The sequence below is a fragment of the Coriobacteriaceae bacterium genome, assembly GCA_025993015.1.
Classification (GTDB): domain Bacteria; phylum Actinomycetota; class Coriobacteriia; order Coriobacteriales; family Coriobacteriaceae; genus Collinsella.
This window is the reverse complement of record DAJPFV010000001.1, coordinates 896,052-908,139: the sequence shown is the minus strand read 5'-3', so window position 1 is coordinate 908,139 and position 12,088 is coordinate 896,052. Positions and strand designations below refer to the sequence as shown.

The 12,088-nt window shown below is 60.3% G+C and carries 8 protein-coding genes; 6 read left to right on the top strand and 2 right to left on the bottom strand.

Features of this window, described 5'->3' with window-relative positions:
- Window positions 1-49 precede the first annotated feature (49 nt).
- The 3 genes from OIL77_03885 (at window position 50) to OIL77_03875 (ending at window position 4,183) form a co-directional block, all read left to right on the top strand.
- Window positions 50-1,015, top strand: coding sequence for a DnaJ domain-containing protein (locus OIL77_03885; GenBank protein HJI44557.1), 966 nt, complete (start codon window positions 50-52; stop codon window positions 1,013-1,015).
- Between the two features lie 72 nt (window positions 1,016-1,087).
- On the top strand, window positions 1,088-1,504 hold the full coding sequence (locus OIL77_03880; GenBank protein ID HJI44556.1) for a helix-turn-helix transcriptional regulator: 417 nt from the start codon (window positions 1,088-1,090) through the stop codon (window positions 1,502-1,504).
- A gap of 378 nt (window positions 1,505-1,882) precedes the next feature.
- Window positions 1,883-4,183 (top strand): hydratase, encoded by a 2,301-nt coding sequence (locus tag OIL77_03875; protein ID HJI44555.1) that lies wholly within the window; start codon window positions 1,883-1,885, stop codon window positions 4,181-4,183.
- 411 nt (window positions 4,184-4,594) lie between these two features.
- Here the strand turns inward: OIL77_03875 and OIL77_03870 are convergent, their stop codons facing one another.
- Window positions 4,595-5,242 (bottom strand): hypothetical protein, encoded by a 648-nt coding sequence (locus OIL77_03870; GenBank protein HJI44554.1) that lies wholly within the window; start codon window positions 5,240-5,242, stop codon window positions 4,595-4,597.
- Between the two features lie 624 nt (window positions 5,243-5,866).
- Between OIL77_03870 and clpB the strand changes: the two genes are divergently transcribed.
- The 3 genes from clpB (at window position 5,867) to OIL77_03855 (ending at window position 10,418) form a co-directional block, all read left to right on the top strand.
- Window positions 5,867-8,494, top strand: coding sequence for an ATP-dependent chaperone ClpB (clpB, locus tag OIL77_03865; protein HJI44553.1), 2,628 nt, complete (start codon window positions 5,867-5,869; stop codon window positions 8,492-8,494).
- A gap of 131 nt (window positions 8,495-8,625) precedes the next feature.
- Window positions 8,626-8,820 (top strand): hypothetical protein, encoded by a 195-nt coding sequence (locus tag OIL77_03860; GenBank protein ID HJI44552.1) that lies wholly within the window; start codon window positions 8,626-8,628, stop codon window positions 8,818-8,820.
- Between the two features lie 245 nt (window positions 8,821-9,065).
- Entirely contained in the window at window positions 9,066-10,418 is a 1,353-nt protein-coding gene (locus OIL77_03855; GenBank protein ID HJI44551.1) for an ATP-binding protein, read from the top strand.
- A gap of 73 nt (window positions 10,419-10,491) precedes the next feature.
- Here OIL77_03855 and OIL77_03850 read toward each other — a convergent pair whose 3' ends face one another.
- Window positions 10,492-11,988 (bottom strand): hypothetical protein, encoded by a 1,497-nt coding sequence (locus OIL77_03850; GenBank protein ID HJI44550.1) that lies wholly within the window; start codon window positions 11,986-11,988, stop codon window positions 10,492-10,494.
- Window positions 11,989-12,088 lie beyond the last annotated feature (100 nt).

The following is a 12,088-nucleotide window of genomic DNA, read 5'->3' as shown; positions in this document are numbered from 1 at the left end:
ATGAGCCGTCGTCTGCATGGGCGGCGGACGTAACAGGAGAGGAGCTACGATGGCTGCAGGCAAAACCTTCTATGACATCCTGGGCGTATCCAAGAGCGCCTCCGACAAAGAGATCAAGAGCGCGTTTCGCAAGCTCGCGCAAAAATATCACCCCGATGCCGGCGGCGACGAGGCCAAGTTTAAGGAGATTAGCGAGGCCTACGAGACGCTTTCGGACGAGAAGAAGCGCAAAGAGTACGACCAGATGCTCATGTTCGGCGGCATGCCGGGCGCGGGCGGCGCGTATAGCGGTGGCTACGGCGCCGGTGCCGGCGCGAGCGGTTGGGGCGATATCTTCGACAGCATCTTCAGCGGCAACGGCGCCTGGGGCAGCGACTGGGGCTCGGGCTTTGCCGGTGCCGCGGGTGCTGCCGGTGCGGGCGCGGGCCGCAACCGCGCACGCAAGGGCGGCGACCTGTCGCTGACCGTCGATGTGACGGCCGAGGACGCGTTTCGCGGCGTGACGCACAAGGTTACCTACCGCATTCCCTCGACGGGCGAGCAGCAGACCATTACGGTCTCGGTGCCTGCGGGCGCGGTCGACGGAGGTAAGCTGCGTTACAAACGTCGCGGCGAGTATGGCGTTGCCGGCGGCGAGCGCGGCGACCTGGTCGTGACCACGCACGTGGAGGAGCATCCGCTGTTTAAGCGTAAGGGTGCCGACGTGACCATGGAGGTACCGGTCTCGGTCTACGAGGCGGCGCTCGGCTGCACGGTGGACGTGCCCACGCCCGGCGGTGCGACGGTCCGTTTGAAGGTGCCCGCGGGTACCCAGACGGGCAAGAAGTTCCGCTTTAAGGAGATGGGTGCGCCCGACGTTAAGCATCGTGGCCGCACGGGTGCGCTGCTCGTCGAGATCAAGGTGCAGGTTCCCACGAACCTATCCGATGACGAGCGCGACGCGATGACCAAGCTGCGCGAGGCCGACACGCGCGACTACCGCGAGAAGGTCAACCGTTACAAGGCGACGTACTAGGGCGGTCGTGACGCACGACCGCGCCCGCGGGCTTATGATGGACGATAACGAGACGGAAAGGGGTCAGGTAGCATGGCCGAGGACAATAGGAACAAACCGTTGTACATGATCAGCGTGGCGGCCGAGCTGACCGGCATGCATCCGCAGACTCTGCGCGTCTACGAGTCCAAGGGCCTGGTGAACCCCCAGCGCTCGGGCGGCAACACGCGTCTGTATTCGCGTGCCGATATCGAGCGCCTGGAGCTCGTCAACCAGCTGACCGACGAGGGCATCAACCTTGCCGGCGTGGTGCGCATCCTCGATATGAAGGAGCGTGCCGAGGAACGCGAGCGCGAGAACGAAAAGCTCCGTGCTCGCGTGCGCCAGCTCGAGGACGAGCTGCACGAGTACAAGATGCAGAAGAAGATCACCGCCCTGGCCCCGCGCGACGGCTCAGTCAACCCCGAGCAAGTCATGCGCAAACTTTTGGGCGCCGGCGGGGATTTGTAGTTACGCGGTTTTATCAAACCGCGTAACCAGTCGACGCTGCAAGCCCGCCAGAGCGGCAATCTGCCTTTCAACTTCGGCGGCATGATCAAAAGATCAATGCCGCCTTGTTTCAAGGCACCTTGCTCGCTCTGGCGGGCTTTCGCTGTCCGCGCCAAAACATCGACGTTGTTATGGGTAGTCATTGGGGACGTTCTTAAATGACTAGTCGAAAGGGACACTCTTGCGCCAGATCTGCCGACCCCACGCTGGGCTCGTCCTGTGCTTTACTGAGATAAAGTGAACGTGTAGATTCGTAACCCACTCGCAACCGTTCTATGGCACGATATTGAACGAATGTATGCTATGCGCCCGAGCCTTTCGGGCAGAGTGGGAGACAGTATGGTTAAGCTGTACGAGGACGGCATCTACCTGCGCGGCGGTAGCGAGGTTGTGCCTGAGGCCGAGGCTGCTGAGCGCGGCATTACGCAGACGCCTGAGGATGCCAAGCGCGGAACCATCGCGTATTCGATCCTCCAGGCACACAATACGTCCGGCGACCCCGAGGCGCTCAAGATTCGCTTCGATGCCATGGCGAGCCACGATATTACCTTTGTCGGCATCATCCAGACGGCGCGCGCCTCGGGCATGGAGCAGTTCCCGCTGCCCTACGTGCTCACCAACTGCCATAACTCGCTGTGCGCCGTGGGCGGCACCATCAACGAGGACGACCACGTCTTTGGCCTCTCGGCTGCCAAAAAGTACGGCGGCATCTTCGTTCCGCCCCATATCGCGGTCATCCATTCCTTTATGCGTGAGAACTTCGCGGGCTGCGGCAAGATGATCCTGGGTTCCGACTCGCACACCCGCTATGGTGCCCTGGGTACCATGGCCGTGGGCGAGGGCGGCGGCGAGCTGGCAAAGCAGCTGCTGCGCGACACCTACGATGTCGCCTATCCCGGCGTCGTCGCCATCTACCTCACGGGTTCCCCGCGCCCCGGCGTCGGCCCGCACGACGTGGCGCTCGCCATCATCCGCGCCGTCTTTGCCAAGGGCTACGTCAAGAACAAGGTCATGGAGTTCGTGGGCCCCGGCATCGCGAGCATGACGACTGACTATCGCAACGGCGTCGACGTCATGACCACCGAGACCACCTGCCTGTCGAGCATCTGGGCAACCGACGAGGACACGCACGCGTTTTTGACCATGCACGGCCGCGGCGACGACTACCGCGAGCTCAAGCCCGCCGATGTCGCCTACTACGACGGCTGCGTCGAGGTCGACCTGTCGAGCATCAAGCCCATGATCGCGCTGCCGTTCCATCCTTCCAACGGCTTTGAGATCGACGAGCTCAACGAGAATCTCGAGGACATCCTTCACGAGGTGGAGCTCGAGGCCGCCAAGATCGGCGAGGGCAAGACGCACTTTAGCCTGCTCGACAAGATCGTCGACGGCAAGCTGCACGTGCAGCAGGGCGTTATCGCCGGCTGCTCGGGCGGCAACTACGACTCCGTGGTCCAGGCTGCCCGCGTGCTCAAGGGCGCCAACACCGGCTGCGGCGAGTTCTCGCTGTCGGTCTATCCCACGAGCCAGCCCGTGGCGCTCGAGCTTACACGCCGCGGCTATATCTACGACCTTATGGAGGCCGGCGCGATCGTGCGCACGGCATTCTGCGGCCCGTGCTTTGGCGCCGGCGACACGCCTGCCAACAACGGCCTGTCCATTCGCCACACCACGCGCAACTTCCCCAACCGCGAGGGTTCCAAGCCGGGTAATGGCCAGCTGAGCGCCGTGGCCCTGATGGACGCCCGCTCCATTGCGGCGACGGCTGCCAACGGCGGCGTCCTGACGTCGGCGACCGACCTGCCCGAGGAGACTTGGGACGAGGCCTGCGAGTACGCCTTTGACGACGCGCCGTACAAAAAGCGCGTGTACTGGGGCTTTGGCAAGGCTGAGCCGGCCGACGAGCTGGTCGAGGGTCCCAACATCAAGCCATGGCCCGCGATGGAGCCTCTCGGCGACGACATCCTGCTCAAGGCGTGCTCCAAGATCATGGACCCGGTCACCACGACCGACGAGCTCATTCCCTCGGGCGAGACGAGTTCCTTCCGCTCCAACCCGCTGGGTCTGGCCGAGTTTACGCTCAGCCGCCGCGATCCTGCCTACGTGGGCCGCTCCAAGGAGGTCGACGCCGTGGAGAAGCGCCGCGTTGCCGGTGAGGCCGCGGGTGACCTGGCCGCGCTCGATGCCGAGCTTGCCGGTGTGTTTGAGGCGCTGACCGGCGCGGGCGTCGCGGCCGATGCCAAGGCGACTGAGTACGGCTCCATGCTCTATGCCAAGAAGCCCGGTGACGGTTCTGCCCGCGAGCAGGCCGCGAGCTGCCAGCGCGTAATTGGCGGCCTGGCCAACATCGTCCACGAGTACGCCACCAAGCGCTATCGCTCCAACGTGATGAACTGGGGCATGGTGCCCTTCCAGATGGAGGCCGAGCCCAACTTTGAGGTGGGCGACTACGTCTTTGTGCCGGGTATCCGTGCCGCACTCGATGGCGACCTCAAGAACATTGCTGCCTACGTGGTGCGCGCCGACGGTGCGGTCGAGCAGATTGAGCTCTATATTGCCGATATGACGGCCGAGGAGCGTGCCATCGTCAAGGCCGGCTGCCTGATCAACTACAACAAGTTCAAGGCCGCTGCCGAGTAACGCACATACTTGTCCGCCCGGGGCTTACCCTTTTCCGTCCGCTCACGCGCTTCGCGAGGGTCGCGTTCGGCAAAGGGTAAGCCCCGGGCTACATTTCTGCGTTCTCGTTGAGCCTTGAGGGACGCAAAAAATAGACTTGCTTGATGCCGCCTCTGTTATCGGGGCGGCTTCTTTTGTCGAAAACCACCATGAAGGGGTAGGTGCCTTTGCGGTGGTTCCGTTTGTCTCGACCTGTAACATCTGGGCCCCTATTTGACGAGCGGCTGTTACAGATTGAGACAAACAATCGCCGCCGATCATTTCATCTCGATCTGTAACATCTAGGATTGAAAAGGGCCGCTAGATGTTACAGATCGAGACAGTGGAACATCGGAACCGAAACCACCACAAAGGTGCCTGCCTGGCGGGTCCTTATTTCGATGGGGCCCAGGTTATTTCATCGTCAAATAGCCAAGTGCGTGCTGAGCCACTGTCGCGCGCTGTCTGTGGATCGGGCTCGCAAGTTTGTTCGTAGGCATCCTCGGTACACCGATCCATAAAATCGACGACTGCCGTCTGGTCGCCTTCCATGACGTAGATCACGTTGCCATCCGAGATATAGACTCCCGGCCCTTCGTTGTCCACGTAGCCGGGGTCGTATGAAACGTTGCACAGTCTGCTCCCGTTTGCCGCATCGAGTTCAAGGGTCGAATAATACCCGCCATTCATTTGGCCTTTCTTGGCTCGATATATTGCGGCGCCGTACCATCGCTTAAACGTCTTGCCTTTGAGTAAACTGGTTGCCTTGCCGATAAGCTGCTCATCTTGGGTATAGCGCGTGGCTCCAAGTTCGATTCGGGGATAGTTACTGACCCCAAGCGCTGCGGGCGTACCGTCGAAATCGACGGTGATTGAATCGGGTTTGACGATATCGGTGAGGATTTCGATGGGGTAGCTTACGGTTTCAACCGCCGCCTGCGTTGCCGAGGCAGGGAGAAATGCGAGATAGATAATGCCCACGCCGACTGCGGTAATTGCAAACGCTAAGACGAGCAGGCCGATATAGGTGGAGCGTTTCACGGTGGGGCACCTCTCATGCAATATGCAATCATTAAGATAGATGATACAAGCTTACGACAATATTCAAAAGAAAGCGACCGCCCGGAATGAGAGGGCTAAAAGGCCCTATTGGGCTTCGATTTGACCTCTAATAGAAATAATTGCCCCACTCATTCTGGGCGAGGGGTCAAAATTGAGTTCACGAGTTTTGCGCAATACTATTCTCACTAAACCCGCTATTTTCACTATAAGCACTATAAAAACGACAGGGACGATGACGAGAGTATTGTGGCGTACGATAACCAAGCCGTTTAAGCCGGCATCCTTGTCTTGAATCTCCATCTATATCTGCGCGAACGGGCTATCGGTGGCTCTCGATTTTGTCGCTGTGTTCTCGTTGGATCTTGGGATCGCCAAACGTAGACTGGGCTTGATGTCGCCTCTTTTAATCGGGGCTGATTCTTCTCTGGACCACCACAAAGGTGCCTGTCCCCTTTGTGGTGGTTTGCATGTCATGAGAGCACTCATAAAATCTTATATATAGAGACTTAGATTTGTGTATAAGATCGCGCAAAGCTGGCAACAATACTTCTCGAACAACGTGAAGCCGCCCCGTAGGGCGGCCGCCCCAAGAGAGGTGATTCCATGAGAATCGATAAGCTAGCAATGACGTCGCGCGAGGCGCTGCAAACCGCCATGAGCACGGCTGCCGATGCGCAGGCCGGCGCGGTAGAGCCGATTCACCTGCTGTCTGCCCTGCTCGGTGCCGGCGAGCGCAATATCTCCGTGATCATCGAGCGCATCGGTGCCGACCCGGCCCAGCTCGCACGCTCCACGCAGGACGCCATCGACCACGCGCCTAAGGTTTCGGGCGAGGGTCAGCAGATGGGTCTTTCCAATGAGCTCGTCCGCGTCATCGAGAAGGCCGAGAAGAAGGCCACCAAGATGGGCGACAGCTTTGTGGTGACCGAGCATCTGCTGATGGCACTTGCCGAGGACAAGGGCGAGGCCGGCCGCGTTCTGCGCGACGCCGGCGTGACCAAGGAGCGCATCGAGCAGGTCTATGAGGAGCTGCGCGGCGATGACCGCGTGACGTCTGCCGAGGACAAGACTCAGTTTGAGGCGTTGGAGCAGTACGGTCGCAACATCTGCGATCTGGCCCGCGCCGGCAAGCTCGACCCGGTCATCGGCCGTACCGACGAGATTCGTCGTACTATTCAGGTCCTGTCCCGCCGCACCAAGAACAACCCCGTGCTCATAGGCGAGCCAGGCGTCGGCAAGACGGCCATCGTCGAGGGTATCGCCCAGCGTATCGTGGCCGGCGACGTGCCGAGCACCCTGCGCGACCGCGACCTTATCGAGCTCGACATGAGCGCGCTGGTCGCTGGCGCCAAGTACCGCGGCGAGTTCGAGGACCGCTTGAAGGCCGTGCTCAAAGAAGTGCAAAAATCCGAGGGCAAGGTCATCCTGTTCATCGATGAGCTCCACACCATCGTGGGCGCGGGTGCCACCGAGGGCTCTATGGACGCCGGCAACATCCTGAAGCCGGCGCTTGCCCGTGGCGACTTGCACGCGATCGGCGCGACCACGCTCGACGAGTACCGCAAGTACATTGAGAAGGACGCGGCGCTCGCCCGTCGTTTCCAGACCGTGATGGTGAGCGAGCCCACCGTCGAGGACACCATCTCGATCCTGCGTGGCCTCAAGGAAAAGTACGAGATCTTCCACGGCGTGCACATCACCGATAGCGCGCTCGTGGCCGCCGCCGACCTCTCCGATCGCTACATCGCCGACCGCTTCCTGCCCGACAAGGCCATCGATCTGGTCGATGAGGCGGCAAGCCGCCTACGCATGGAGCTCGACAGTATGCCGGTCGAGATCGACGCCACCACGCGTCAGCTCACCCAGCTGCAGATCGAGGAGCAGGCGCTCATGAAGGAGACCGACGACGCCTCCAAGGAGCGTCTGGAGGCCCTGCGCCAAGAGATTGCCGAGGTCCAGGAAAAGCTCAATGTGCAAAAGGCCGGCTGGCTCAACCAAAAGAACGCCATCGACCACGTGCAGGAGCTCAAGGGACAGCTCGACGAGGCCAAGAGCGAGGAGGAACGTGCGACGCGCAACGGCGACCTGGGCCGTGCGTCCGAGCTGCGCTACTCCGTGATTCCGGGCCTGCAGCAGCAGATTCAGGATTCCGAGGCCGCACTCGAGGCACAAAAGCAGCAGGACGGCGAGGGCCTCAACGAACAGGTGACCTCCGATGAGATCGCCGAGGTCGTGAGCGCCTGGACCGGCGTGCCCGTGTCCAAGATGATGCAGGGCGAGCTCGACAAGCTGAAGGGCTTGGAGGGCGAGCTGCATAAGCGCGTCATCGGCCAGGACGAGGCCGTCTCCGCCGTCGCCGCAGCTGTGCGCCGCAGCCGTGCGGGCCTCTCCGATCCGGACAAGCCCATCGGCAGCTTCTTCTTCCTGGGCCCCACCGGCGTGGGCAAGACCGAGCTCGCCAAGGCGCTGGCCGAGTGCCTGTTCGATGACGAGCGCGCGCTCGTGCGTATCGACATGTCCGAGTACATGGAGAAGTTCAGCGTCCAGCGTCTGATTGGTGCGCCTCCGGGATACGTGGGCTACGACGAGGGCGGTCAGCTCACCGAGGCCGTGCGCCGCAGGCCCTACTCCGTGATCTTGCTCGACGAGATGGAGAAGGCTCATCCGGATGTCTTTAACGTGCTGCTGCAGGTGCTCGACGACGGCCGTCTGACCGATGGCCAGGGTCGCCAAGTGTCCTTCAAGAATACGATCATCATCATGACGTCTAATGTGGGCTCCAAGGCTATCGCCGAGCTTTCCGGCAAGGACGAGGAGGAGATGCGCCATCAGGTCGACGCGGCCATGGCTCAGACCTTCCGCCCCGAGTTCCTCAACCGTATCGATGACATCGTGGTGTTCCATCCGCTCGACATGGCGCAGATCGAGAAGATCGTCGACATCCAGCTTGCCGACGTCCGCGCGCGTCTGGCCAAGGAGCGCATGACGCTTGCCATCACCCCGGCGGCCAAGCAGATGCTCGCCGTGGGCGGTCTGGACCCCGTGTTTGGTGCCCGTCCGCTCAAGCGCCTGGTCCAGCGCGAGGTCGTGGATGCCATCGCGGCCGCCATTATCGACGGCACGGTGCGCGAGGGCGATCAGGTGACGGTCGATGTCGACAAGGACGGCGGCTTTACCGTCGTGTGCGACAACACGCCGGCGGCCACCTACGAGGTCCCCGACGCCGAGTAGATTTTGGGGCCGGCTTTAAATTGCCCCTCATCGCAAAACGCCAAGGGCGGCGGATCCAATTGGGTCTGCCGCCCTTTTTCGTGCGACAATCGATGATGTTGAACATGAGCACATGGCAAGGAGATATGCAGATGAAAAACGAGAACGAGACGAACGTGCCGACGACCGATGTTGCGCCCGCCGCACCCAAGCCTGCGCCTAAGCCGGCACCCAAGCCGCGCGACCCTTTCATTCGTGCCGAGAACGAGGACGACGACGGCTACGATCCCTACAGCGATCGCCGCCCCGAGCGCGAGCCGATGTTCGAAGCCGATCCCTGGCGCTAAAGTAGCTAATTTAGGACGGGGCTTTTTTAACTACTTTTGCCGTCTTGCCTGCCCATCCTCAAAGTAGCTAAAAGAGCCCCGTCCCAAAAGACTGTCCTGGGTGTCGCGGGCGACTAGCTCTGGGCCTTGATGCTTTGCAGCAGAAAAACTTGATTATCTACTAATCAAGTTACACGCAATCTTGCTCTCTTGCTAATCAAGAGGCAGTATAATCTTGATTAGCAAGAGAGCAAGATTGGAGAATCATGGCATTCAACGACTTGGTGGCCCAAAAAATAAAGGACTTTGAACAACAGGGGGTTCCGCAGGTCTTTGAGCGAGACCTTGATCTAGGAAACCCACAGGAGCCAAAGCGCGACAACATCGTAAATGTGATTGTGGGGGCCCGCCGTTGTGGAAAGACGTATCGCCTGTATCAGGAGATGCGGCGGCTTCAGAGCCGGGGCGTCGAGCTTGACCGGATGCTTTACTTCAATTTTGAGGATGAGCGCTTGCGCCCGTATGAGCCATCGCTGCTGGCGGACGTGCTCGACACGTTCTATGCGCTGTATCCTGTTGCTCGAACCGAGGGCGCTTACATTTTCTTTGACGAGATCCAGGAAATTCCCGAATGGGGTGCGTTTCTGCGGCGTGTAGTCGATACGGAGAAAGCGACCGTCTATGTGACGGGATCTTCTTCCAAGATGCTGTCCTCAGAACTTAAGAGCGAGTTCAGGGGTCGTTCTCTTGTGCGAGAGCTTTTTCCGTTGAGTTTTTCGGAATACGTTCGATATAAGACGGGGAGCGTTCCCGAGCCAGATGCGACCTTTTCCCCGAGCGATGCAGCGCTGCTTCGACATCATCTGATCGGGTATCTTGAACAAGGGGGATTCATCGCGACACTTGAGCAGACGCCTGCAGACGCGATTCAGCTGCTACAGGAATATGCTTCGCGAACGGTCGCCATGGACGTCGTTGAACGTTACGACGTCAAGAACCCTCGCCTGGCATCGCTGTTTCTGACGCGGTGTATGGCATCTTCGGGACGAGAGCTGTCAGTGAACAAAGTGTACAACGAGTTCAAGAGCAGACAGATACCCGTCAGTCGTAATTCGCTCAGCGATTTACTTGAGTATTATGAGGACGCCTACCTGTTATTTTCTGTGCCGGAGTTCACGCGTTCACTGGCAAATAACATGCGGTCTGCGTCTAAGGTCTACGCTGTCGACCCTGCGATGTTTGGAGCATTCTCTCCCGCATCGGCATTGGACCAGGGCCAGAGGCTCGAGACCGCAGTGTTCAATGCGCTAAGAAGAAGGACTCCCGCGGTGAGGACCGGCTCGGTCTGCCGCCTGCTAATCAAAGAGAAGAGCAAAAGCCATGAGGTGGACTTTGTGGCTGGGGACGCGCTTCTCATGCGGGCTTATAGCCTGATTCAGGTGAGTACGGATATGGCAGGTGAGAAAACGCGCGAGCGCGAAATTGCCGCGCTTGATGCCTCGATGGCCCAGTTTGATCTTGGCGAGTCGGCAATCGTTACCATGGATGAACAGACCGATATTCCATGCGAGCACGGTGTGGTACACGTTATGCCCGCATGGAAGTGGCTCCTTGCCTAATCATCTATGGACCTGTGGGGTCAGGACCTCCTGGCTCCTTCATCACGGTTGGGGTGCACCTTGCTGCGCCAGGCTAGTCCTGGGCCTTGATGCTCGGCAGGAGAATCTGGGCGAGGTAGTCGGTCTCGAGTTTGGTCGCGGCGTCTGCCTTGCCGTCTTTGCCGACCAGTACGTTCTTGATCTGGCTATAGGTGTAGCGGTTACCGGTCGTGAGCTCGACAAGCTCAATGGCCGTGTCCATGGGGTAGGTCGACACTGGATCCTGGGTGCGCCCGTTGATAGTCTGGGGCACCACGTACGGATAGACGGGGCCGCTGGCATAGACGGTATAACCGTTGCCTAGATTGGCCGCACCCAAAACCGTATCGCCCTCATCGGGCGTAAAGCTCTCGCCCTCGCGCACCGCGACGAGCGTCACGATCGGCGTATCGCTGTCGCCGGCAAGATAGATGCATAGTGTGCTGCCATTCTGCCAAGTCTCGACCTTGCCGTACCACTCGACGGGGATATCGAGCTGGTAAAGGTCGGTTGCCTTGTGGCGAGCGTCAGCATCACGGGATGCCTGTGCCTTTTGCGCGCTCACGGCATTGACGGCGGCGTCGCGCCGCGCGGTTGCTGCCTGCTGGAGCACTTTGGCAGCCGCGGCGGAGCTCGCACCGCCCTCTTCGGCATACTTGGCGGCGGCATCGATCTGGTCGTCAGTCACCGTGTCGGCCGAAGGCACCTTGAGCTTAAAGGTGGCCTGGGCACTTAAATCCTGTCCATCGCTCTTAACGGTGACCTGCGTCTTGGTGGTCGGGACGGTATAGATGGTGCCGTCGGCCGCGATGGGGGAGGCGGCGATGGAGAGCGTGTAATCGCCGGGCAGCAGTTTGATGCCGCGGCCGTGCTCGTCAACATAGAGCGTTTCGCTCACGGAGGAGCCATCAGCGTCCTGACCGCTTACCTGTACGGGAATCTTGGAGCCGGTGGAACAGTCGAGGCCCGCGGCATGCACGCCAATCTGCACTGACATCATCGTGTGGGCATTGGCGGCGACAGCGGCAGCCTGCTCTTGCTGATATCCGTTCCAGGCGGCATAGCCTGCGCCGCCGGCGACGAGCGCGACGGCCACGACACTGGCGACCATCAGATTGCGGCGCTTGGGCGACATCTTGCGATGGCGAACCTCGGCCTCGCGTGCTGAGGGAACGGACGGTAGGGGGATATCGCCCATGGCGATGGTCTCGTCCACGGCAGGCGCAGAGCCCAGGCCAGGAAGTTCGCGGGTCAGCGAATCCTCGGCCGGCAAGCTGTCGAGCAAGACGGTTTCCTCGCCCGTGTCGGATTCGGGCTGATTGCCGGCCTCGCTTTCGGTGTCTTCGTGACCTGCCTCATCTTCAGCAGGCTCAACGTCGCCTGCATCCTGATCATCGGACTGCGCCTCGGCTTCTGGCTCATCCTGCACATCAATGCCCGAATCGTCAAACGCAATCTCATCGAGTGAAATCCGGTCTAAGCTCTCCAAGGCCTCAGCGCAAGCTTCTGCATCTTGGGCCGCATCCTCTTGGCCCATCGTCTCATCATTCATACATCCCCCAAGCTCAATATCGGGACAACAATGTACCCAAAATTGGGGTCACATAGAGCTGTCAGGCGGTTGGAAATCTGATTTTATCTGTGAGAGAGGT